The following is a 23,009-nucleotide window of genomic DNA, read 5'->3' as shown; positions in this document are numbered from 1 at the left end:
TGGAATAAACCCAGATTTGGCTTGTTACGGCAGCTTTGTCGCTCCGTTTGGCTGTCCGTCCAGCATGACCGCGCAGCGACTCAGTGCAGTACGTATCGCTTGGTGGGCCATGCCGGCAGTAATGTCCAGCTCCCTGGCGATCTGCTCCAGCGTGTAGCCGCGCAGGCGATGCAGTTCGAAGACCGTGCGGGTGTCCGCCGGCAGCTGTGCCAGGGCGGTGGCGATCAGTGTGAGTTCATCCGGATGCGCAGAGCCCTGCTCGCAACGATGCTCCTGTAAGCGAGACGCGTGGTCGTCCGCTTTGGCAAGCGTCGGCATGGTCAGGATATGTAGAAGGAAATTCACGACCTTGCCCAGCCTGAAGCGGGACTGAGCGACTCGGCGCGAACCATTGTGGCCATCCATTTGCGGTTTGGCTTGTCAGCGCTCGCTTCGCCGGCAATGAGCCGACGAAGATGCTGTGGTCAGCCGCGAACAGATCGGTTTTGTTGTCTTGCTCGTTCACGATGCTGCGCTCTCGAAGAAATGCGCGGATGGCCCGGTCATCCTAGCTTGATGTCAAAATGACATCAAGTAAGAGTCATTATCATTCAGCTGTCCATGGCGGCGTTTAGCGCGGCCTCCAGCCGCGCCTTGTAGCGTAGGTACTGCACCGTCTGACTGCGCCCGCCGCCGTGCAGGCCGGTGAGGTCGAGGTCGGTGATATAGCAGGGGTAGCGTTCACCGTCGCGGCGCCGGGAAATGATCATGCGGGTCACGGCGGCGAACAGCTCGGCGCCATATTCCAGGCCGGAAAACTCCTGATGGTTGCAGTACAGGGTGACCTGTGAACGACCGTTCTCTCCCGCTTCGACAATCGCCTGCACGTCGTAGAACGGATCATTGACCTCGCCCTGGGGCGCCGGTCTTCGTTCGAGTCGCGCCGGTCGCGCGCCTTGCCCAGGTTGAATGCGGTAGAAGAGGATCGCCGGGTCGACCAGCTGCTGGCTCTGGCCGGCCTGCTGAGCGTTGCGCCGATAGAGCATCGACTCGAGGAAGCGCATCAGCGGGCGCAACAGGGTGCGCTCGTCGCGATAGGGCAGCTGCTGGCGCCAGAGCGCATTGCATTCATCGAGCACGCTGAGTTCGGCGATTTCCCCCGCCGTGCGGTAGAACACCTGCAGGCATCCCGGGCGACCTTGCGCAAGGATCAGCGCCAGATCGTCACCGTCTAAGGCGGCACGCTCGAGCTGCAGCGGGCTGTAGGCATGGTGAGCCTCGCCGAGGTGTTCGAGCAGTGCGGCGCGATCGCTCAGGCTGGTGAGGTGCAGGGCGTTTGCGTCGCGCTGCAGCATGTGGAAGTGCTGGCGAACCTGCAGCAGGTAGCGTCCGTGAGCGGCGCTGGCGAGGCTTTGCTGGGCATCCTCGAATATCTGCTCGACCCGCCGCGCGATGGCCTGCCCGCGATTGCGGGCGAAGCAGAAGACCTGCAGCTGCGGTACCTGCATGGTCTGTCCGAGGCCATCCAGATAATCGCGCAGGCACAGAGGCAGCGCCTTAGGCCCTTCGTAGCGCGTCACCAGCATCTCGTTCCAGCTGTTGAGCGTGACCTGATCCACGCTCAACACCAGGTTTTCCGGTACCGCGTTCAGCATCGATTGCTCGCCGATGGCCGCTACGGCCGGGGCTTGCAGGGTGGGGTCCAGGCCGATGTTGATCAGCAGCAGCACCCGGCTGGGTTTGCTCGCGGCCAGCAGCGCCTCTTCGCCCACCGGGCACAGGGGCATCGGCAGTGCGCGGCGCAGGTCGTTGAACAGGGCGAACAGTTCCGCTTCGCTCAGGCCGCTGTCGCCAGGGAATAGGGACAGATGGGTGCTGACATCCACCACGCCGTTGCGGTGACACCAGGCCAGCAGTGCGACCAGCTCGCGGGAGCGCTTCAATGGGGCGAAATTGCTCAGTTCCGGCGCGGTGAGCTGGCCTTGATAGAGCGACCAGCGCACGTCGCCCGCTGCGTCGTAATCATGTACCAGGGTCAGGCTGTGTTCGGCCATGTCCGGCGAGATGCCGAGATTGACCACCTCCACCTTGCCGGCCTTGCGTTCGATCGCGGCGTACAGGCGACGGCCCAGCACGCCGAGGTCGCGACTGGTGAGCGGGCTGCTGGCTTGCAATCGTCGGGTGAAGTCGCTGAGAAAGCGGTAGCCGTAGGTCAGTTCGTTGACCAGCACGCGACGTTCCTGGCTGACCTGGCGTACTTTCCAGTGGGCACGATTGTCGAGCAGTGCGAACTGTCGCTCGTCCCAGTGCCAGTCATGGGTCAGCCGCTCGAGCAGGCTGCGCTGCCAGCTCTTGTTGCGGTTCACCGGCGGCCGGCTCAGCGGGCGATTGATCTTCAGGTACAGGCAGCGCCGCGCCAGCTCCAGGCGCTCGTGGTCGCCGCGCGCATCGAGGTAGCGCTCGATGGCAAGGTAGGCGGCGATATACGGATCGAGCTCGTTCAGTTCGATCCGTCCGTGATAGATGGCCTGTTTGAAGTCCAGCGCCAGGCAGCGCAGCTGCGGATACTGACTGGCGTAGACCTCCACCAGCAGCAGCTTGAACAGCGATTTGTAGGGCGAGGCTATGGCCTTGTAGAGCTGCCAGAGTCCAGCACCGACGAACTCGCCGGGCGGCACCTGGCCGAGGTGGCCGAGGTCGAGCACTTCGTCGGCGCGCACGAAACGCTTGGCCAGCAGCGTCGCCACATACTCGTCGTAGCGGTGCTCCTCGTAGTCCGGTACCAGCCACCACAGCGGCGTGCGCCCGCCGAGCCAGAGCGCCGTGCGGTAGAACTCGTCGAGCAGCAGGTAATGCTGGGTGGTACCGCAGTCATCGGAGGTCAGCTTGGCTTCGCGCTGGCCCTGGGTGAAGCGCTGTGGATCGACCAGAAAGAAGTGCGCTTCGCTGCCCTGGCTCGCCGCCCAGGCTTGCAGCAGTTCGCACTTGCGGCGCAGTTCCTCTATCTGGCCGGCGTCCAGGGCGGGATCGTGGCAGACCCACACGTCCAGATCGCTGTGTTCGTCCTGCGCCACGGTGCCGAGGCTGCCCATGAGGAACAGGCCGAGTATCGGCTGCGGCAGTTTTCCGCGCGCCGGCTTGTAGGCGAACGAGCGGCTCAGGCGCTGCGCCTCGGCGAGCTGTTCGGCGTCCGGCACGAAGTGGGCGAGTCCGGCAGGGGTGGTCGCCGAGACATAGCCGGGAAGGATCGGATGGTTGACGTGAAACAGCAGCGGTAACAGCTTGAGCACCTGCTGCTGGCGCGTCGACATGGCCTGCAGGGCCCGCTCCAGGCGCGCGGCGTTGACTGCGAGGAAGCGTGCTCGCAGCGTGCTCAGCACCTTGCGGTCGATGCCTTCTTCGAGAATCGGGTGGATGTGCTGGGTGCGGGTCATTGCGGTTCGTGCAGGCGAGACTGACCCCTGTTCATCGGCCAATCGGTTTGCGGCTTGAGGCGCGGCGCAAGTTTGCCTGCAGTGGGCGACCAACGGCCAGGGCCGGCGTCATCCGGGCCCTGGACTGGTGAAGCGCAATGGCATGGCGATGTCAGGCCGTGACGGTTTCCGAGAGGATGGTAAGCAGCGTTTGCGCCTGTTCGGCCGCGTCGCGGCCAAGGCTGGTGAGGTAGCCGCCGTCGGCCTGGGTGATCAGGCCCTTGGCATAGAGGCGGCCGAAAGCGGCGATGGTGGACGGGCTGGCATCGTGATGCACTTTCAGCCCTTCCTGCAGGTTCTCCAGATTGAACTGGCACAGCACTTCCAGTTCGGCGACCAACTCAGGGGTGTACGACATGCTCGCTCCTCGGGTGGTGGGCTCATGCCCTGTTCGCTGAGTGTAGATGCTGTCGACGGCCCTGCCTTGATCCAGATCCTATTCGGATGCTTCCGGCAGTTCCGGCAGCTTGCGCAGCATCGCCTCATAGGCAGCACCGTCGAAGGGGCGGTCTTCGCGAAGCATGGCGCGGATCTCATGGGCGAGAACCAGTGCCATCATCTGCAGGCATTCCTCGCGCTCGTAGCCGACCAGAGTCAACTTGTTCAGTGTGGCCTGGGTGGCCGCCGGCTCGCCGGCTTCAAGCTGGTTCTCGATCGCCTGGATCAGGGCCTCTTCGGCGAACGCTTCATCTTCATCGTTGCTGGGGGTGTCTTGCGCCATGGCAGGGATCTCGTCGAGCGGTGCCGGATTTTCTTCGTCCAGCTGGCAGATCGTGCAGCTGCCGTCATCCGGGCGGTTGGTTTCGACGTAGCGTACCCGTCGCTGGGCGGCCTGGCGATCGGCATCGACGCGATAGCGCGGGCGGTCTGAATCGGACATGGGTTCCTCCATACGGATGCATCCAGCTAAGCACCGGCTGCCCCGTGGAGCAATGCTGCGGCGCGCGGTGCGTCAGTCCATCAGGCTCAGGGCCAGGCAGAGCAGGCCGAATGCGCTCCAGACCAGCGAGAAGATGATCGGCGTGCGCAGTGAGAACAGCAAGGTGCGCTTGTAGCGAGGTCCGCCGACCGGGCTGCTGCCTTCGCCGAACAGTGCCGATTCGTTGTTCGGCAGCATGCCGACACGGCCTTCGAGCTGCAGCAGCTCCGACTGTTTCTGATGCCAGCGTTCGATGACATCGAAATTGGACTTGATGCCGGGCATCGCGTGCAACGAGGTGATCAGGCCCAGCACGGCCAGGATCGCCGGAACCACCAGACGGAACAGCTCGCCCCATTCCGGGTTGCTGTTGGCCATCGACGAGGCGAAGGCGATCATCAGGAACGATTGCGACGACAGGTAGGCGCTGGTGCGTTCGGCCAGCAGGGAGGATTCGAAATGGATTTCGGAGCGGTAGAAGATCAGACGCTCCTTGGGCGAGTCGAAGAGTTCGGCGCCCTGGGTGTTCTGGTTCAGCAGCAGGGTGCGCAGGTCGGTCATGCAGGCCTCGGCGAATGCGGCGACGGACAGGGGAGCAGTCGCCGTCGGTTGCATGTAGGTCAAGCGTAATGCGCGAGAGTTCCGAGTGATGACTCAGCGGTCAGTGTCGCTGCGAGGGCTGTCCGCGTGCGCAGCGCGACAACGCCAGAGCAGCACGGTCAGCGCCATAAAGGCCAGCGACCAGCAGCCGGCGGCGAGCAGCAGCCAGGCCGGGTGAGGCCGGCTCAGCAGAGCCGGCAGCACGCGAGCCAGCGCCGCCAGGCTGATCAGCAACGCCATCCCCTGTATCCAGGGCTGCGCCGCGGGATCGCGGAAACGGTAGATCAGCCGCGTGCGGGCCATGACCGTGAAGGTCAGACTGCCCAGCGCGCCGACGGTCAAGGCGTGCAGCGTTGCGCTCAATGGTAGCGCCGGTAACAGCGTACCCAGGCCAAGCAATAGCAGGCCAATGGCGAGCCAGGTGTAGCCGAGCAGCAGCGTCAGCAGCTCCGGCCGCGCGCAGCGCCAGGGTTGCCAGCGCAGCAGGCGGAGGGCCGTGAGTAGGGCGGCGGCGACCAGTACGGCGCCGGTCAGTTGCCGGGTGAGCGGCCAGGGCAGGAGATTCAGCAGCAGGGCGATGCCGAGCAGGATCAGCACGGCGCCTTCGATATGCGGCTGCACTCGCGCATCCAGTCGCCAGCCCTGGCTCTGCGCGTAACCGGCAACGGCTGGCGCGATGATTCGTCCGCCCATGAAGAACATCAGGGCGGCGAGCAATAGCAGCGCCTCCTCCAGCATGAGGCGGTCGAAGCCAGTTGCAAAGCCGCCGCTGGCGATGGCGCTGAGCAGACTCAACCCGGCGACCACGGGTGCGACGCTCTGGTTGCGCCATTTCTTCGCGGCGCCGAGAAAGCGCGGCAGCACTTTCCAGGCAAGGCCGGCGGCAAAGATCGCGGCGCTGGCCAGTGCCAGCCACGAACCCGGCCACAGCAGGAAGCTCAGTCGTGCCATCGCCCAGCAGCCGAGCAAAGTCAGGGTGAAGCGCCTTGGCTGCGGGCCGAGCAGGTAGCCGGCGATCACCGCCAAGGCGAAGCCGAAGAGCATCTCGTGGGCGTGGCCGATGGATGTGGCGAGCCCGGGCAACGCGGGAAGCAGACCGAGTAGCGCCAGTACCGAATACGGCAGGATCAGCGCCGCGTAGAGCGCGGCAGCCGGGAAGAACCAGGCGTTGGCAAAGGGCAGGCGCGCTTTGCGCGGCGGCAGCGCAGCGGCTGACGCAGGTGAGCTCGAATGATCGCTCAACCCGCTGCGAACTCAGACAAAGCATCGCCGGTAAGGCGGTAGCCGATCCACTCGTTCTGTGGCCTGGCGCCGATGGATTCGTAGAAGTCGATGGCCGGCTGATTCCAGTCCAGCACCGACCATTCGAAGCGCCCGCAACCGCGTGCCACCGCCAGTCTGGCCAGATGGCGCAGCAGCGCCTTGCCAGCACCGATGCCGCGCTGTTGTGGTGTGACGTAAAGATCTTCCAGATACAGGCCGTGCCTGCCCAGCCAGGTCGAGTAGTTGAAGAAATACACCGCATAGCCGATCGGCTCGCCGTCCAGTTCGCAGATCAACCCGTGGGCGGTGCTGCCGTCGGCGAACAGACTGTTCTCGATGCCGGCGACGTCGGTCTTCACCTCGTGCTCGGCCTAATGAGATGGTCACCCCCACACCCTGCGAGGGCTACGCTCTCGCAGGGTGTTTTATTTCGGAGGCCATCATCATGAGCAGCGTCGCACTGGTTGGTATCGATCTCGGCAAGCACAGCTTTCATTTGCACGGGCAGGACAATGTCGGTCGAGAAGTCTTGCGCAGGAAAGCGACACGCCAGCAGATGATGCGATTGTTGGGCAACTTACCAAGGTGCACAGTGGCGATGGAAGCTTGTGCGGGATCACACTTTCTGGCTCGGCAACTGGTAGCGTTCGGGCATGAAGTGAAGCTGATTTCGCCGCAGTTCGTGCGGCCTTTCGTTAAGGGCAACAAGAACGACTTCATCGATGCCGAGGCGATCTGTGAAGCCGCCTCCCGGCCTACCATGCGCTTCGTGACACCGAAGACCGAAGCCCAGCAAACCTTGTCGGTTTTGCACCGGATGCGCGAATCCCTGGTGCGTGACCGGACGAAAACGGCGAACCAGGCCCATGGGTTCCTGTTGGAATTCGGTATCAGCCTGCCCAAGGGGTTGTCGCTGGTCAGGCGGCTGCCGACCACGTTGAACGAGCACGAGTTGCCACCGCACCTGGTCGGGCTGCTGAGTCGCTTGCATGAGCACTTCTGCTACCTGGACGAGCAGATCAAATCGCTGGACAAGGAAATGACCGGCCAGCTTGCCGAGGACGAGCTGGGCAGCCGCCTGCTGAGCATCCCCTGTGTGGGGCCGATCACGGCCAGCCTACTGTGCGCCGAGATGGGCGATGGCAAACAGTATGGCGGCAGTCGTGATTTCGCGGCATCGGTGGGTCTGGTGCCACGCCAGTACAGCACGGGAGGCCGGGCCAATCTGCTGGGAATCAGCAAGCGCGGCGACAAGAACTTGCGCCGGCTGCTGGTGCAGTGCGCCAGGGTCTATCTGCAACGCCTGGAGTACCAGCAGGGCGCTTTGGCCGACTGGGTTCGCTCGCTGCGTGAGCGGCGGCACTCGAATGTGGTGGTGTGCGCCCTGGCCAACAAGTTCGCCCGCATCGCCTGGGCTATCGCAGCCAATCACTCGCAATTCAAAGCGAGGCCAGGCGCTGCTGTCGCCTGACCCCGCCATTACAGCTGTACCACGAAACACCCTTTCAGGCGATTTTTGCGATGTTGAACAACCGATGACATGAACGGCCCACCGGCCTGGCGAAGAACCTGACACAAAAATCGGCTTTAGAAGCCGTCGGCCTTTTCAGGATCGTCAGGCGCGACTCTCATCGTGGCGCGGGGCATGCCCCAGATAGACGCCGGATAGATTTAAGCAAGCCAAACAGCCATCGTTGATCAGTATTGCAAAAATGGGGGTGACCATAGATTTTCGTAGATGGCCAGATCGGTGATGAAGCGCAGGATCAGTGTGGCGTCTTCGCGTACCGCCGGACGAATGTTGAGTGGCATGGCAGGCATTCCTGAGAGTTATCGGGCTGGCAGCTGGGCCAGGAAGTCGTCGATGGCCTGGCGCGAGTCCAGGCGCAGGTAATGGCGATGGGGAGGGGCGTCGCGCATTTCCTCGCCATAGCGCTGGCGGTACTTGGCATGGCGCGTCCATGACCAGGCCAGGATCGACTGCTCGGGCTCGAGGCTGAACAGATTGGTCCAGCGCTCGCGGTTGCCGTTCCACAGCACCTGGCGCCCGAACAGGCGTCGCAGCGTACGCCACAGTACCTGACGCATCACAGTGGGGCGCGGCAGGTCCAGCCAGATCACCATGTCGGCCTGTTCGAGAATCTGCGGACGTACGGCGGAATAGTTGCCTTCGACCACCCAGCCGTCGCCTTCGATGGCCTCGGCTACGGCCTGCTGGAAGGCGGCGGTCGGCAGTGGCTGCCAGCCGGGCTGGTGATACAGCGCATCCAGCTCGATATGGCGGAAACCGAGCCGATGCGCCAGCCGGCGCGACAGCGTGGTCTTGCCGGCACCCGAACAGCCGACCACCGAGATACGGCGGCCGGGTGCGATCATCGCGAAGCGAGCAGCGCTTTGCCGCGCTCGACGGCGGCGCGCACCTGCGCCGGGGCGGTGCCGCCGATATGGTCGCGGGCGTTGACCGAGCCTTCCAGGGTCAGCACGGCGAAGACGTCATCGCTGATCTGGTCGCTGAAGCGGCGCAGTTCCTCGAGGCTCATCTCGGCCAGGTCCTTGCCGCTGTCCACGCCGTATTTCACCGCGTGGCCGACGATCTCGTGGCAGTCGCGGAACGGCAGGCCCTTGCGCACCAGGTAGTCGGCCAGGTCGGTGGCGGTGGAGAAGCCGCGCAGCGCCGCCTCGCGCATGATCTCGCGCTTGGGCTTGATCGCCGGAACCATGTCGGCGAAGGCACGCAGGCTGTCGCGCAGGGTGTCGGCGGCATCGAACAGCGGCTCCTTGTCTTCCTGGTTGTCCTTGTTGTAGGCCAGTGGCTGGCCCTTCATCAGCACCAAGAGGCCTGCCAGCGCGCCAAATACGCGGCCGGTCTTGCCGCGCACCAGCTCGGGTACGTCCGGGTTCTTCTTCTGCGGCATGATCGAGGAGCCGGTGCAGAAACGGTCGGGCAGGTCGATGAACTGGAACTGCGCGCTGGTCCAGAGCACCAGTTCTTCGGAGAAGCGCGACAGGTGCATCATCGCCAGCGAGGCGGCGGCGCAGAATTCGATGGCGAAGTCGCGATCCGAGACGCCGTCCAGCGAATTGCCGGAGATCGCTTCGAAGCCCAGCAGTTCGCAGGTGATCTCCCGCTGGATCGGGTAGGTGGTGCCGGCCAGCGCCGCCGAGCCCAGCGGCATACGGTTGGTGCGCCGGCGGCAGTCGACCAGGCGCTCGTAGTCGCGGCTGAGCATCTCGAACCAGGCCAAGAGATGATGGCCGAAGGTCACCGGCTGGGCAGTCTGCAGGTGGGTGAAGCCGGGCATGATGGTCTCCGCCTCGGCTTCGGCCAGGCCCAGCAGGCCCTGCTGCAGGCGGGTGATTTCGCCGAGGATCAGGTCGATCTCGTCGCGCAGCCAGAGGCGGATGTCGGTGGCGACCTGGTCGTTGCGACTGCGTCCGGTGTGCAGCTTCTTGCCGGTGACGCCGATGCGGTCGGTCAGGCGCGCCTCGATGTTCATGTGCACGTCTTCCAGGTCGACGCGCCAGTCGAAGGTGCCGGCCTCGATCTCGCTCTGGATGTCCTTCAGATTGGTGATGATCTGCTCGCGCTCATCGGCGCTCAGCACGCCGGCCTTTTCCAGCATGGTGGCGTGGGCGATGGAGCCCATGATGTCGTGGCGGTAGAGGCGCTTGTCGAACTCGACGGAGGCGGTGAATCGGGCGACGAAGGCGTCGACGGGCTCGCTGAAACGGCCGCCCCAGGACTGGTTGGTCTTGTCGGTGCTCATGTTTGCGCTCGCTGAAATCCGAAGGCTGAGGAAAGGCGGCGATGATAACAGGGATGGCGCTGCTATCGGGGACCTCGGCGCGGTGCTGGCGAAGGGTGAGCTGGCTGGCAATTCCGCATTATTCCCCCTGGCTGACCGGCGCCCGGCTTGCCGTTGTCCGGGTGTGCAAGGAAACTGCCGGACAGGTAAACCACAGGCTGAAGCGCGTGAAATCCACTGCCGTATCCGATGATTTCTTCGTCCCCGAGCTGTGCCAGCCCGATGCCTTGCTTGGCCTGGTCCTGCTCGCCGAACTGCTGGTGTTCGTGCTGGTACTGGCCGAGCCGATGCAGCCGGGCTTCGACTGGATGCGCCTGGCGCTGACCTCGTTGTTCGTGCAGTGGATCGTGCTGCTCTCGGCCGGCACCATGTGTCTGCTGCGGCCCGTGCTGGCGCGTCTGCGCACGGCCTTCGCCGGGCTCGCCTGTTGCGCGCTGGTGGTCGGCCTGACCCTGGCCTGTACCGCCGTGGCGGACATCTACCAGCTCGGCGGCCCGCTTTCACGCGACGGCGAGGTCAACCTCTACCTGCGCCACGCGCTGATCAGCCTGATCATGTCCGGGCTGCTGCTACGCTATTTCTATCTGCAGAGTCAGTGGCGCCGGCAGGAGCAGGCCGAACTGCGGGCACGGATCGAATCGCTGCAGGCGCGCATCCGTCCGCATTTTCTGTTCAACAGCCTCAACAGCATCGCCGCACTGGTGGCCAGCGATCCGGCCAAGGCCGAGCAGGCCGTGCTGGATCTGTCCGACCTGTTCCGTGCGAGCCTGGCGCGGCCCGGCACGTTGGTGGCCTGGCGCGACGAGCTGGAGTTGTCGCGGCGCTACCTGTCGATCGAACAGTATCGCCTGGGCGACCGTCTACAGATGGACTGGCAGGTCGACGGCGTACCGGACGATCTGCCGATTCCGCAGCTTACGCTGCAACCCTTGCTGGAGAATGCGCTGGTGTATGGCATCCAGCCCCGTATCGAGGGAGGTGTGGTGAGCGTAACCGCCGATTATGTCGATGGCGTGTTTCAGTTGGTGGTCAGCAACCCCTTCGACGAAACCGCTCAAGCGCAGGCTTCACGCGGGACACGTCAGGGTCTGCAGAACATCGACGCACGATTAGCGGCACTTTTCGGTCCGCTAGCGAGTCTCAGCGTGGAGCGCCGTGAAGGCCGCCATTACACATGTCTACGCTATCCATGTGCGAGACAAACGCAGGAAGCCAGATCTATATGAATGTCCTGATTGTCGATGACGAACCTCTAGCCCGCGAGCGCCTCAGCCGACTGGTAGGTGACCTCGACGGCTATCGTGTCCTCGAGCCCGCCGCCAGCAATGGCGAAGAAGCACTGACGCTGATCGAGGAACTGCGCCCTGATGTCGTGCTGCTGGATATCCGCATGCCGGGGCTAGATGGCCTGCAGGTTGCAGCCAGGCTTTGCGAGACGGATGCGCCGCCTGCCGTGATCTTTTGTACTGCCCATGATGAATTCGCGCTGGAGGCTTTCCAGGTCAGCGCGGTTGGCTATCTGGTCAAGCCGGTGCGCCCGGAACACCTCACCGAGGCGTTGAAGAAGGCGGAACGGCCGAACCGGGTGCAGCTCGCCGCGCTGACCCGGCCGGCGGCGGTTTCCGGTGCCGGACCACGCACCCACATCAGCGCGCGTACCCGCAAGGGCATCGAGCTGATTCCGCTGGACCACGTGATCTACTTCATCGCCGACCACAAGTACGTCACCCTGCGCCACGTTGGTGGCGAGGTACTGCTGGACGAGCCGTTGAAGTCCCTGGAAGACGAGTTCGGCGAGCGCTTCGTGCGTATCCACCGTAACGCGCTGGTGTTCCGTGATCGCATCGAGCGCCTGCAGCGCACGCCGCTCGGGCATTTCCAGCTGTTCCTCAAGGGGCTCGACGGCGAGGCGCTAACCGTGAGTCGGCGTCATGTGGCCGGCGTGCGCAAGTTGATGCAGAACCTCTGAGCCAGCACGGCTCGCTGCGTTGGTGACCGTCAGCTGGTACGGCTGGCGGGCTCCGGCGTGGTGGCATGACAGCGCGCTTTACTTGATTCCGGCCAACCCAGGCTGGTTGTCCGGCCTGTTATCATCGCCGGCAATTCACTGTTCTGGAATTGTCCATGTCTCGCGAAATTCGCATCGCCACCCGCAAGAGTGCCCTGGCCCTGTGGCAGGCCGAATACGTCAAGGCGCGCCTGGAGGCGTCGCACCCGGGGCTGAAGGTCAGCCTGGTGCCGATGGTCAGCCGCGGCGACAAGCTGCTTGACGCGCCGCTGGCGAAAATCGGCGGCAAGGGCCTGTTCGTCAAGGAGCTGGAAACGGCGCTGATGGAGAACGAGGCGGATATCGCCGTGCATTCCATGAAGGACGTGCCGATGGAGTTTCCCGAAGGGCTGGGTCTGTACTGCATCTGCGAGCGCGAAGACCCGCGCGATGCCTTTGTCTCCAACCGTTTCGACGACCTCGATGCGCTGCCGCCCGGCAGCGTAGTCGGCACCTCGTCGCTGCGCCGTCAGGCCCAGCTGCTGGCACGCCGGCCGGACCTGAAAATCCAGTTCCTGCGCGGCAACGTCAACACCCGTCTGGCCAAGCTCGATGCCGGCGAATACGACGCCATCATCCTCGCCGCCGCCGGGCTGATCCGCCTTGGTTTCGGCGAGCGCATCCGTTCCAGCATCGGCGTCGACGAGAGCCTGCCGGCCGGCGGCCAGGGCGCGGTCGGCATCGAATGCCGTACCACTGATAGCGAACTGCACGCGCTGCTGGAATGCCTGAACCACGTGCCGACCGCGACTCGCGTCGTCGCCGAGCGCGCCTTGAACAAGCGCTTGAACGGCGGCTGCCAGGTGCCGATCGCCTGTTACGCGGTGCTCGAAGGCGAGCAGCTGTGGTTGCGCGGATTGGTCGGCCAGCCGGACGGCACCGTGCTGCTGCGCGCCGAGGGCCGTGCGCCGGCCGCCGATGCCGAAGCGCTGGGTGTGCAGGTAGCTGAAGCGCTGCTGGATCAGGGCGCGGAGCAGATTCTCCAGGCAGTTTACGGCGAGGCTGGTCACGCGTGACCGGCTGGCGTCTGCTGCTGACCCGGCCAGCCGAGGAGTGCGGCGCGGTTGCGGCAGCATTGGCTGAAGCCGGAATTCACAGTGCCAGTCTGCCGCTGCTGGCGATCGAGCCGCTGCCGGAAACTGCCGAGCAGCGTGCGACGATTCTCGAGCTGGATCGCTACTGCGCGGTCATCGTGGTCAGCAAGCCCGCGGCCCGGCTGGGCCTCGAGCTGCTCGACCGCTACTGGCCGCAGCCGCCGTTCGCCCAGGCCTGGTTCAGCGTCGGTGCCGCCACCGGCGCAATACTCGCCGACTACGGGCTGGACGCCAGCTGGCCGGAGCGCGGCGACGACAGCGAGGCGCTGCTGGCGCTGCCGCGGCTCGGCGAGGCATTGGCAAGGTCCGATCCGAAGGTGCTGATCCTGCGCGGTGAGGGCGGCCGCGAGCTGCTCGCCGAGACATTGCGCGCACGCGGGGTGCAGGTGGATATCCTCGAACTGTACCGGCGCTACCTGCCCGATTACCCCGCCGGAACACTCGCCGCCACGCTCCGCTCGGAACGGCTCAACGGCCTGGTGGTCAGCAGTGGGCAGGGTTTGCTGTCGCTGCGTGAGCTGGCGGCCGATACCTGGCCCGAAATGCTTGAGCTACCCTTGTTCGTACCCAGCCCGCGGGTAGCGGAGATGGCTCGGCAGTTGGGCGCCAAACGAATTGTGGATTGCCGCGGCGCAAGCGTCGCGGCCTTGCTGGCGGCGTTGCGGGAAACCGCGGTGACCGCCTCCTGAAGCAAAGGATGGAAACGTGAGCGAAGCAGACTCCAAGAAAGACCCGCTGCAACCCCCCGCCAGTGAGCCGACCCCCGCCGTCGATCCCGTCAAACCCGCCAAGCCTTCCCCGTCCAGGCCGGCTTCCAGCGGTGGCGGGAAGTCTCTTGCGGCGCTGGCCTTGCTGGTCGGTTTGGGCGGTGTGGCGCTTGGCGGTTATGGCGTCTGGCAGCTGCAGCAGCTCGGCGCCAACGAGGATCGTCAGCTCGAAGCCTTGCAGAGCGCCGATGAGAAGACCCGCCAGCTGGCCGAGCGTGAGCGTGAGCTGGCGGCACGTCTCGGTCGTCTGGAGCAACTGCCTTCGGCCAGCGAACTGGAGGAGCGGCGGCGCTTGCTGGCGACATTGCAGAGCGATCAACAGCGCCTTTCCGGGCGTGTCGAGCAGGTGCTCGGTGCCAGTCGCGAGGAGTGGCGCCTGGCCGAAGCCGAACATCTGCTGCGCATGGCGATGTTGCAGCTGTCGGCCATGCAGGATGTGAAAAGCGCCGAAATGCTGGTGCACGAAGCCGACCTGATCCTGCAGAAGCAGGACGACCCCGGCGCCTACAGTACGCGGCAGAAGCTGCTGGAGGGGCTCGAGGCCCTGCGCAGTCTGCCGGAGCTCGATCGCACCGGGTTGTTCCTGCAGCTCGGCGCCTTGCGCGGGCAGACCGCTCAGCTCAGCGCGCTGGCACCGGAATTCGTCAATGGCGCGGCGCAGCCGGAAAGCGCGCAGGACAGTCGCTGGCAACGCTGGCTGAGCGAGCTGACGCGCTATGTGCGGGTGGAGTTCGATGCCAGTGGCGACGTCAAGCCGCTGCTCGCCGGGCAGACCCTGGGGCAGGTGCGACTCGCCCTTTCGCTGGCCATCGAGCAGGCCCAGTGGGCGGTGCTCAATGGCAATGCCGAGGTCTATCGGCAGTCGCTGGGGCAGGCCAGCTCGGTGCTCAAGGATCACTTCAGCGAGGATAACGGCCAGGCGAGTGGCCTGCGCAAGCGTCTCGATGAGCTGTCGCAGCGCGAGGTGGAGGTGACCCTGCCTGATCTTGCGCCAGCATTGCAGGCGCTACAGGGCTACGTGCAGAAGCGTGAGCGCGGCGATGGGGCGCAAGCGCCGGCATCGCCGGCTCAGCCCGAGGCGGAGAATGAGGCGCAGGAGGCTCAGCGCACATGAAACGTCTGGCCCTTGTATTCATCCTTCTGCTGGCGATCGCGGGCTTTCTCGGCTGGGCGATCAGTCAGAGTGCCGGCTACGTGCTGATCACCTACGACCAGTTCCGTTACGAATCCAGCTTCTGGGTATTCCTCGCCCTCGTCGCCTGCCTCTGGCTGGTGGCCATGGCGGTGCACTGGTTGCTCGGGCTGCTGCAGGTCTCGGGGGCGCTGGTAAACCCCTGGTCGCGCCGGCATCGCGCCCGGCGGGTGGAAAAGGCCTCTCGCCGTGGGTTGCGCGAGCTTGCCGAGGGCCAGTGGGCACCGGCGCTGGGTCACCTGCAGCTGGCGGCAGAAAAGGATCAGCAGCCGCTGGTGCATTACCTGGGCGCTGCGCGCGCGGCCAACGAGCTGGGTGAATATGCGCAGAGCGACGAGCTGTTGCAGAAGGCGCGCGAGCGCGAGCCCGAGGCGGCGCTGGCGATAGGCCTGACGCAGGCGCAGCTGCAGATCGCCCGCGGCCAGTATGTCGAGGCGCGCGCATCGCTCGGTGAGCTGCAGAACGATCACCCACGTCACCCTTACGTTCTAACCTTGCTCCAGCAACTCTATGTGCAGCTGGAGGACTGGTCGGCGCTGTGCCGGTTGCTGCCGGAGCTGCGCAAGCACCGCGTGCTGCCACCGGCACGCCTGAACGAGTTGGAAGTGCTGGCCTGGACTGCTGCGGTGGAGCAGGCCGGTCAGCCGTCCGAACTGGCTGCCGAGACCAGTCTCGAAGCGTTGAACCAGCGCTGGCAGACCGTGCCCAGCGCGCTGCGCGGCGAGCCATTGGTGGTGCGTGCCTATGCTGACGGGCTCGCTCGTCTCGGCGCCCAGGCGAAGGCCGAAGAGGTGCTCTACGCGGCGATCAAACGCCAGTTCGATGATCGCCTGGTCGAGCGCTATGGAAGGGTGCAGGGTCGCGATCCGGCGCGCCAGCTCGCGCATGCCGAGGGCTGGCTCAAGGATCATCCGCAGAACCCGGTGCTGCTGCTGGCGCTGGGGCGGATCAGCCTGCGCAACGAGCTGTGGGGCAAGGCGCGTGATTACCTGGAGGCGAGTCTGCGCTTCGATCACCGTCCGGAAACCTGTGCCGAGCTGGCGCGGTTGCTGGCTCAGCTGGGTGATACCGAAAGCAGCAACCGGCTGTTTCAGCAGGGCGTGGTTCTGCTCGATCGCAACCTCCCGGCCACCTTGTGATCGGTTAGTCAGGTCCGCCATGTGGCGGGCCTGACGCTATCGCGCGGCTTGTAAGCCTATCGACGTTTCCACTACCGTAGCGAACTTTTCCAGCTAGTGGAGCCATCATGCGCCTGGCCAGCCCTCGTTCCCTATTCGCTCTCGCTTTTCTGGGCAGCGCCCTGCTGATCGCCATCGCGCTCTACATGGAGCATGTGATGGGGCTTGCACCTTGCCCACTGTGCATTGTCCAGCGCATCTGCGTCATCGGCTTCGGCTTGATCTGTCTGGCGGCGGCGATTCACGGGCCGGCGAAAACAGGAAGACGTGTCTACTCCGGTTTCGCCTTGCTCTTCGTGGTGGCCGGCGCGGCCACGGCGATTCGCCAGATCTGGTTGCAGAGCGTGCCGGCCGATCAGCTGCCGAGCTGCCTGCCAAGCCTGGAATACATGATGGAGGCGCTGCCGTTCCAGGAGATCGCGCGGCTGGTGCTGCACGGTACCGCCGAGTGCGCCGAGGTGAGCTGGACCATGCTCGGCCTGAGCATCCCCGAGTGGAGCCTGCTGGGCTTCATCGGCATGGCCATCGTCTGCGTATGGCAGCTGCTGCGCCGCGACTGAGCCGATCTTTACCTTCCCCTGGCGAACTCCCGTCACGCTTGTGCGGTCTTCTTCTCGACGTGCGGCATCCACCCGGTGCCGTTGCGCTCGCAAGATTCGTCGGCATTTTGCTTGATGCATCGAGCAGCGCGGCATAGTCTGCTCGTGCGGTGACGGATTCTTGCCACTTGTCACCGTCACTCACCCAAAGGCCGATACCGAAAGACAAAAACGTCTCGGAATGGCGTAAAGCAATATCGATTAGGGAAGTGAGGTCATCATGCTCGAGAGCTGTCGGAATGCCCAGGAACGCTGGGGTGGTGTACATCTGCTGATCGACCGTTGGTTGAACGAGCGCCACGCGCTGATCAATGCATACGACGGGCTGCATACCGAGCGTGACGATGCCGCCGCTCGCCAGGCCCTGCAGCGATTCTGCGAATATCTGGTCGACTACGTCTCTGCCGGCCACTTCGAGATCTACGAACAACTGCTCGCCGAGGCCGAAGCCTTCGGTGATGCTCGCGCCATCGAACTGGCCAAGCAGATCTATCCGCGTATCGAAACCATCACCCAGGCCTCGCTGGGCTTCAACGATCGTTGCGAGAAGGGCGATTGCCTGGGTAGCCCGGGTTTGGCCGACGAGCTCAAGACGCTCGGCCAGCTGTTGCATGAGCGGTTCGAGCTGGAAGACTGCCTGATCGAGGTGCTGCATACCGCGCACAAGCAGGCGGCTGCTCCGGCCTGAGATCTTCCATCCGCTGCGGCGAGTGTGGCGCTTCGTGTCCACTGGCGGCCTCCTGGCGGGCCGTCTAGTATGGGGGCATCGTTCCCGCCAGGAGGCACTTCCATGCCCGCGAAGAAGAAGTCGGTCACCACTCCGCTACATCTGTTGCAGCAGCTTTCGCACAGTCTCATCGAGCATCTGGACAAGGCCTGCAGCCAGGCGATCAAGGATGCCGAAAGTGCGCTCGCCAAGCTGCAAAAGCAGCGTGGCAAGGCGCAGGACAAGTTGACCAAGGCGCGCGCCAAGCTTGACGAGGCCGGCAGCACGGGCAAAACCAAGGCGCAGACCAAAGCGCGCTCCCGGCTCGGCGAGCTGGAAGAATCGCTCGCATTGCTGCAGAGCCGGCAGAGCGAAACCCTGACCTACCTGGCCGACCTCAAGCGCGATGCCGAGCAGAGCCTGAAGCTGGCTCAGGGTATCCGGAAGGTCGCCGATGACGCTGACAAGGCCTTGCGCAGCCAGCAGCAGGCGACTACCGTCAAGTCCGCCGCAGCCTCTCGTCCGGCGCCGCGCAAGCCGGCCAGCAAGGCCACCCCGACCGCAGCCAAATCGGCAGCAGCATCCGTCAAAGCACCGACCACCAAGGCAGCGACAACGCCGGCCGCTAAAACGCCAGCCAAGACTCCGGCGAAAGCACCGACCAAGACAGCAGCGAAGACATCAGCTGGCGGCGCTGCGGCCAAGCCTGCAGCTCAACGCCCCGCAACGGCCAAGGCACCGGCTCGCGCCCGCTCGGCCACTGCGGCCAAACCCGCTGCGGCCGCGCAATCCGCAGACAGCGCCGTACCCGCCCCGCCTGAGACGGCGGCCAAGCCTGCGACAGCCAGGCCCGCGGCGAAAAAGCCTGCTGCTCGCAAGCCTGCAGCCAAGCGCAGCGCGACTCAGACACCTGCCAGCTCCAGCTGAGTCTGATAGGCCGCGTTGCGCAGTGTTTCCAGCGCAGCGCGGCAACTACCTTTCGGCGCAACAGCGCTCAACCACTGATTGGCGCCAGCGCTTGCGCTCCATTCGCGGCTCGCCATCTGCAGCCGTTCCAGCAGGTAGCGCTCGGCTTGCAGTTCCAGCATCTTGAGCGCTTCGCGCAGTTCTCGCAGCGCATCGTCCTGTTCAGCCGGCGAGCGCCACGCCTGGCGCAGTTCGCGCAGTGGCTCCACCACCCTGCGTCGCCAGGGCGCGGCGACTTCCTCCAGCGCACGCATCCGCTCTTGATTGCATGCGACCCCGCGTGCCTCCAGCCAGGCCGCGCAGATCAGCACACAGACATCCGCCCCCTGACTCTGTAGGTCCAGACAGGCAGTCTCGACCCCCTCTCGTGCGTAGCAGTGCAGGGCGAACGTCCAGAGATCCGGGTTGGGCATAAGTGGTACGCCTTTTTTTGCGGGTGGCCCGGCTGGCTTTCCAGGCGAACTGATAAACTTGCCGGCATTATGATCCGACTCCAGAACCTCACTCTACAGCGTGGCCCTCAGCGATTGCTGGACGGCGCCGAGCTGACCCTGCACCCCGGCCAGAAGGCCGGCCTGATCGGCGCCAATGGCGCTGGCAAATCCACCCTCTTCGCGCTGCTGCGTGGCGAGCTGGTGCCCGACGGCGGCGATTGCCAATTGCCGCCGGACTGGCGCATCGCGCACATGCGCCAGGAGATCGATACCCTCGATCGCCTGGCCGTGGACTATGTGCTCGATGGCGACGTCGAGCTGCGGCGCATTCAGCGCGAGCTTGCCGCCGCCGAGCAGGCACACGATGGCAACGCACTGGCGCGTCTGCACACCGAATTGGACAACGTCGACGGCTACAGCGCCGACGCCCGCGCGCGCAAGCTGCTCGCCGGGCTGGGCTTTGCCAACGAGCAGATGACGCTGCCGGTCAGCAGCTTCTCCGGTGGCTGGCGCATGCGTCTCAACCTCGCCCAGGCACTGATGTGCCCGTCCGACCTGTTGCTGCTGGATGAACCGACCAACCACCTGGATCTCGATGCGATCCTCTGGCTCGAGGACTGGCTCAAGGGCTACCCCGGCACCCTGCTGCTGATTTCCCACGACCGCGACTTCCTCGACTCGGTGGTCGATCACGTCATCCATCTGGAACAGCGCAAACTGACGCTCTACCGTGGCGGCTACTCGGCCTTCGAGAGAACCCGCGCCGAGCGTCTGGCGCAACAGCAGCAAGCCTTCGAGAAGCAGCAGGCGCAGCGCGCGCACATGGAAAGCTATATCCGCCGCTTCAAGGCCCAGGCGACCAAGGCACGCCAGGCCCAGAGCCGGATCAAGGCGCTGGAACGTCTGGAAGAACTGGCGCCGGCGCACGTGGACTCGCCGTTCGACTTCCGTTTCCGTGAAGCGGACAAGGTTTCCAGCCCGTTGCTGGACCTTGCCGAAGGGCGCCTCGGCTACGGCGAAAAGGTGGTGCTGGACAAGGTCAAGCTGCAGCTGGTGCCCGGCGCGCGTATTGGTTTGCTGGGGCCGAACGGTGCCGGCAAGTCAACGCTGATCAAGACGCTCTCCGCCGAACTGCCCCCGCTGGCCGGCCGCTTGCAGCGCGGCGAGAACCTGGCGGTCGGCTATTTCGCCCAGCATCAGCTGGATTCGCTCGATCCCAAGGCCAGCCCCTTGCTGCACCTGCAGCGCATCGCTCCAGCCGAGCGCGAGCAGACGCTGCGTGATTTCCTCGGCGGCTTCGATTTCCGCGGCGCTCGCTGCGACGAGCCGGTGCTGAATTTTTCCGGCGGCGAGAAAGCGCGCCTGGCCCTGGCGCTGATCGCCTGGGGCAAGCCCAACCTGTTGCTGCTCGACGAACCGACCAACCACCTCGACCTGGAAATGCGCCTGGCGTTGACCCTGGCCCTGCAGGATTTCGAAGGTGCGGTACTGGTCGTATCCCACGACCGTCATCTGCTCAAGAGCACCACCGACGAGTTCCTGTTGGTCGCCGACGGCCAGGTGCAGAGCTTCGATGGCGATCTCGAAGACTACGCGTGCTGGCTGGTGGATTACCGGGCGCGGCAGCAACCCGTGGCAAGCGGCGAGCCTGCAGCGGACAAGACCGACAAGCGCGCCCAGCGTCAGGCCGCTGCCGCCCTGCGCCAGCAGTTGGCGCCGCACAAGCGTCAGGCGGACAAGCTGGAGAAGGACCTGGCGACGGTGCACGAAAAGCTGACCGAGCTCGAAACGCGCCTGGGCGACAGCGCGCTTTACGAAGCGGCGCGCAAGGATGAGCTGCGCCAGCTGCTGGCCAAGCAGGCCGAGCTGAAGGTTCGCGAAGGTGAGCTGGAGGAAGCCTGGCTGGAGGCGCTGGAAATACTGGAGAGCCTGCAGGCGCAACTGGAGGCCAGCGCATGAGCGAGCCCTGGCTGACATTGGTCGAAGAATGGCGCCTGCAGTGGATGCTCGGCCTGCAGGTGCTGTTGATTCTGCTGGTGGCCTATGTGCTGCAACGTCTGGTCGCCCGTGGGCTGACTCGGTTGTCGTCACGTTATCCGCTGCCGCCGGAGTTGCTGATTCCGGTGCGCGGCGGCATCCGCTGGTTCATCATCGGCGGCGCGCTGATCATGGTGTTGGAACGCTTCGGCGTTTCCGCCACGGTACTGTGGACAGCCATCTCCGGTTTCGTCGCGGTGGCGGCCATCGCCTTCTTCGCGATCTGGAGCGTGCTGTCCAACCTGCTCTGTGCGGTGCTGATCCTCACCGTCGGCCCGTTCCGGCTGGGTGATGTGGTGGAAATCGTCGAGGCGTTCGACAAGCCGATCGTCAAGGGCCGGGTCATCGACATCAATCTGGTCTACACCACATTGGAAGAGGTGGCCGAAGCCGGCACCGGCGCCATCGTGCAGGTGCCCAACAGCCTGTTCTTCCAGAAGGCCGTACGCCGTTGGCGTGGCAGCGAAGTGCAACTCTATAACCGTAACCCCAACGAGTAAGAACCCTCATGGAATGGCTCAGCAACCCTGAGATATGGGTCGCCTTTCTGACCCTGACCGCCTTGGAAATCGTCCTCGGCATCGACAACATCATCTTCATTTCGATTCTGGTCAGCCGGCTGCCCAAGGAGCAGCAGCCGAAGGCGCGCTTCTTCGGCCTGGCGCTGGCCATGGGCACGCGGATTCTGCTGTTGCTATCCATCGCCTGGGTGATGCGTCTGACCAGCGATCTGTTCACGGTGCTGGGCGAGGGCGTTTCCGGGCGCGACCTGATCCTGTTCTTCGGAGGCCTGTTCCTCCTGTTCAAGAGCACCATGGAGATCTGGCACAGCGTCGAAGGCGAGGAAGAGGAGCAGGCTGCTGGCAGCGGCGCGGTGAAGGCGGGTTTCATCGGCATCATCCTGCAGATCGCGGTGATCGATATCATCTTCTCGCTGGACTCGGTGATCACGGCCGTTGGCCTGGTGCAGAATGTGCCGGTGATGGTCGCGGCGATCGTCATCGCGGTGCTGGTGATGATGCTGGCCGCCGGCACCATCAGCGAGTTCATCGACAAGCACCCGACACTGAAGATTCTCGCCCTGTCGTTCCTCATCGTCGTCGGTACGCTGCTGATCGCCGAAGCCTTCGACGTGCATGTGCCCAAGGGCTACGTCTACTTCGCCATGGCGTTCTCGCTGGGCGTCGAGGCGCTGAACATCCGCATGCGCAAGGCCATGAAGCGCAAGCTCAAGGACCCGGTAAAGCTGGGCAAGGGCTCACCGGACTGAACCGAAGCGCCGGGCGGCCGGCGCTCGTTGAATGGAGGTAATCAGTATGTCCCTGGAAACCTGGCTCGCGTTCTTCGTTGCCTGTTGGGTGATCAGTCTCTCGCCGGGCGCCGGCGCCATCGCGTCGATGTCCTGCGGCCTGCAGTACGGTTTCTGGCGCGGCTACTGGAATGCCATTGGCCTGCAGCTGGCCCTGGTACTGCAGATCGCCGTGGTCGCGGCCGGCGTCGGCGCGGTGCTGGCCACCTCGGAGCTGGCATTCAGCCTGATCAAGTGGTTTGGCGTCGGTTATCTGCTCTGGTTGGCCTGGAAGCAGTGGCAGGCGCAGCCCGAGGCGCTGGACGATTCCGCCGCCCCGCGGCCCATCGGCAGGCCGCTGAGCCTGATGTTGCGTGGGTTTGTGGTCAACGCCAGCAACCCCAAGGCGATCGTCTTCATCCTCGCCGTGCTGCCGCAGTTTCTCGATCCGCAACGGCCGTTGCTGCTGCAATACAGCGAGATGGCCGCGACCATGGTGGTGGTCGATCTGATCGTCATGGCCGGCTACACCGGGCTGGCGGCGAAAGTGCTGCGGCTGTTGCGCACGCCGCGTCAGCAGCGCCTGGTCAATCGCAGTTTCGCCGCCATGTTCGCCGGCGCGGCGGCGCTGCTGGCGACGGTCAGGCGCGCGGCGGCATGA

General features: G+C 64.7%; 23 protein-coding genes and 2 pseudogenes. 14 read left to right on the top strand and 11 right to left on the bottom strand.

Going from position 1 to position 23,009, the window contains the following annotated elements:
* Positions 1–24: 24 nt before the first annotated feature.
* From P5704_011010 to P5704_010980, 7 genes and pseudogenes are all read right to left on the bottom strand, one after another.
* On the bottom strand, positions 25–345 hold the full coding sequence (locus P5704_011010; GenBank protein WOF80951.1) for a sigma factor-like helix-turn-helix DNA-binding protein: 321 nt from the start codon (positions 343–345) through the stop codon (positions 25–27).
* A gap of 245 nt (positions 346–590) precedes the next feature.
* The gene (locus tag P5704_011005; protein ID WOF80950.1) at positions 591–3,413 is read right to left on the bottom strand and encodes a class I adenylate cyclase; all 2,823 of its coding nucleotides are present in this window, start codon (positions 3,411–3,413) and stop codon (positions 591–593) included.
* Positions 3,414–3,564: 151 nt separating this feature from the next.
* Complete coding sequence (locus P5704_011000; GenBank protein ID WOF80949.1) at positions 3,565–3,810, bottom strand: TIGR02647 family protein; 246 nt, start codon at positions 3,808–3,810, stop codon at positions 3,565–3,567.
* A gap of 78 nt (positions 3,811–3,888) precedes the next feature.
* A complete protein-coding gene (locus P5704_010995; protein ID WOF80948.1) occupies positions 3,889–4,332 on the bottom strand; it encodes a hypothetical protein in 444 nt (147 codons plus the stop codon).
* Positions 4,333–4,404: 72 nt separating this feature from the next.
* On the bottom strand, positions 4,405–4,932 hold the full coding sequence (locus P5704_010990; protein ID WOF80947.1) for a hypothetical protein: 528 nt from the start codon (positions 4,930–4,932) through the stop codon (positions 4,405–4,407).
* Positions 4,933–5,025: 93 nt separating this feature from the next.
* The gene (locus P5704_010985) at positions 5,026–6,174 is read right to left on the bottom strand and encodes an NnrS family protein (protein WOF81211.1); all 1,149 of its coding nucleotides are present in this window, start codon (positions 6,172–6,174) and stop codon (positions 5,026–5,028) included.
* Between the two features lie 35 nt (positions 6,175–6,209).
* Positions 6,210–6,605 (bottom strand): annotated as a pseudogene (locus P5704_010980) (GNAT family N-acetyltransferase).
* 74 nt (positions 6,606–6,679) lie between these two features.
* On the opposite strand from P5704_010980, the gene P5704_010975 reads away from it, so the two are divergent.
* The gene (locus tag P5704_010975) at positions 6,680–7,705 is read left to right on the top strand and encodes an IS110 family transposase (protein ID WOF80946.1); all 1,026 of its coding nucleotides are present in this window, start codon (positions 6,680–6,682) and stop codon (positions 7,703–7,705) included.
* 260 nt (positions 7,706–7,965) lie between these two features.
* Here the strand turns inward: P5704_010975 and P5704_010970 are convergent.
* The 3 genes and pseudogenes from P5704_010970 to argH form a co-directional block, all read right to left on the bottom strand.
* Positions 7,966–8,046, bottom strand: a pseudogene (locus P5704_010970) (GNAT family N-acetyltransferase).
* Positions 8,047–8,064: 18 nt separating this feature from the next.
* Positions 8,065–8,610 carry an AAA family ATPase gene (locus P5704_010965; protein WOF80945.1) on the bottom strand — a complete coding sequence of 182 codons (546 nt, stop codon included), beginning with the start codon at positions 8,608–8,610 and terminating at the stop codon, positions 8,065–8,067.
* Complete coding sequence (gene argH, locus P5704_010960) at positions 8,607–10,001, bottom strand: argininosuccinate lyase (protein WOF80944.1); 1,395 nt, start codon at positions 9,999–10,001, stop codon at positions 8,607–8,609. The genes P5704_010965 and argH overlap by 4 nt, the downstream gene beginning before the upstream one ends.
* A 206-nt stretch (positions 10,002–10,207) precedes the next feature.
* Between argH and P5704_010955 the strand changes: the two genes are divergently transcribed.
* The 9 genes from P5704_010955 (at position 10,208) to P5704_010915 (ending at position 18,550) form a co-directional block, all read left to right on the top strand.
* Complete coding sequence (locus P5704_010955; protein WOF80943.1) at positions 10,208–11,266, top strand: sensor histidine kinase; 1,059 nt, start codon at positions 10,208–10,210, stop codon at positions 11,264–11,266.
* The gene (locus P5704_010950; protein ID WOF80942.1) at positions 11,263–12,009 is read left to right on the top strand and encodes a LytTR family DNA-binding domain-containing protein; all 747 of its coding nucleotides are present in this window, start codon (positions 11,263–11,265) and stop codon (positions 12,007–12,009) included. The genes P5704_010955 and P5704_010950 overlap by 4 nt, the downstream gene beginning before the upstream one ends.
* 155 nt (positions 12,010–12,164) lie before the next feature.
* Positions 12,165–13,103 carry a hydroxymethylbilane synthase gene (gene hemC / locus P5704_010945; GenBank protein WOF80941.1) on the top strand — a complete coding sequence of 313 codons (939 nt, stop codon included), beginning with the start codon at positions 12,165–12,167 and terminating at the stop codon, positions 13,101–13,103.
* The gene (locus P5704_010940; GenBank protein ID WOF80940.1) at positions 13,100–13,870 is read left to right on the top strand and encodes a uroporphyrinogen-III synthase; all 771 of its coding nucleotides are present in this window, start codon (positions 13,100–13,102) and stop codon (positions 13,868–13,870) included. Before hemC ends, P5704_010940 begins: the two co-directional genes overlap by 4 nt.
* 16 nt (positions 13,871–13,886) lie before the next feature.
* Positions 13,887–15,062, top strand: coding sequence for a uroporphyrinogen-III C-methyltransferase (locus P5704_010935; GenBank protein ID WOF80939.1), 1,176 nt, complete (start codon positions 13,887–13,889; stop codon positions 15,060–15,062).
* Positions 15,059–16,279, top strand: a complete 1,221-nt coding sequence (locus P5704_010930) for a heme biosynthesis HemY N-terminal domain-containing protein (GenBank protein WOF80938.1) — start codon at positions 15,059–15,061, stop codon at positions 16,277–16,279. The genes P5704_010935 and P5704_010930 overlap by 4 nt, the downstream gene beginning before the upstream one ends.
* 107 nt (positions 16,280–16,386) lie before the next feature.
* The gene (locus tag P5704_010925; GenBank protein ID WOF80937.1) at positions 16,387–16,878 is read left to right on the top strand and encodes a disulfide bond formation protein B; all 492 of its coding nucleotides are present in this window, start codon (positions 16,387–16,389) and stop codon (positions 16,876–16,878) included.
* Between the two features lie 259 nt (positions 16,879–17,137).
* Positions 17,138–17,605, top strand: coding sequence for an Rsd/AlgQ family anti-sigma factor (locus tag P5704_010920; protein WOF80936.1), 468 nt, complete (start codon positions 17,138–17,140; stop codon positions 17,603–17,605).
* A 102-nt stretch (positions 17,606–17,707) separates the two neighbouring features.
* Positions 17,708–18,550: an AlgP family protein gene (locus P5704_010915; GenBank protein ID WOF80935.1), complete on the top strand. Its 843-nt coding sequence runs from the start codon at positions 17,708–17,710 to the stop codon at positions 18,548–18,550.
* On the opposite strand, the gene P5704_010910 is transcribed toward P5704_010915, so the two are convergent.
* Positions 18,526–19,002 (bottom strand): TIGR02444 family protein, encoded by a 477-nt coding sequence (locus P5704_010910; GenBank protein WOF80934.1) that lies wholly within the window; start codon positions 19,000–19,002, stop codon positions 18,526–18,528. The genes P5704_010915 and P5704_010910 overlap by 25 nt on opposite strands.
* 69 nt (positions 19,003–19,071) lie before the next feature.
* On the opposite strand from P5704_010910, the gene P5704_010905 reads away from it, so the two are divergent.
* From P5704_010905 to P5704_010890, 4 genes are read left to right on the top strand one after another with little or no spacing between them, the layout of a single operon-like run.
* Positions 19,072–20,982: an ATP-binding cassette domain-containing protein gene (locus P5704_010905; protein ID WOF80933.1), complete on the top strand. Its 1,911-nt coding sequence runs from the start codon at positions 19,072–19,074 to the stop codon at positions 20,980–20,982.
* Positions 20,979–21,560, top strand: a complete 582-nt coding sequence (locus P5704_010900) for a mechanosensitive ion channel family protein (protein WOF80932.1) — start codon at positions 20,979–20,981, stop codon at positions 21,558–21,560. Before P5704_010905 ends, P5704_010900 begins: the two co-directional genes overlap by 4 nt.
* An 8-nt stretch (positions 21,561–21,568) precedes the next feature.
* A complete protein-coding gene (locus P5704_010895; GenBank protein ID WOF80931.1) occupies positions 21,569–22,330 on the top strand; it encodes a TerC family protein in 762 nt (253 codons plus the stop codon).
* Between the two features lie 46 nt (positions 22,331–22,376).
* A complete protein-coding gene (locus P5704_010890) occupies positions 22,377–23,009 on the top strand; it encodes a LysE family transporter (protein WOF80930.1) in 633 nt (210 codons plus the stop codon).

The organism is Pseudomonas sp. FeN3W (genome assembly GCA_030263805.2).
Classification (GTDB): Bacteria; Pseudomonadota; Gammaproteobacteria; order Pseudomonadales; family Pseudomonadaceae; genus Stutzerimonas; species Stutzerimonas stutzeri_G.
Note: the sequence above shows the minus strand (reverse complement) of the source record. Positions and strands in the feature narration are given on the sequence as shown.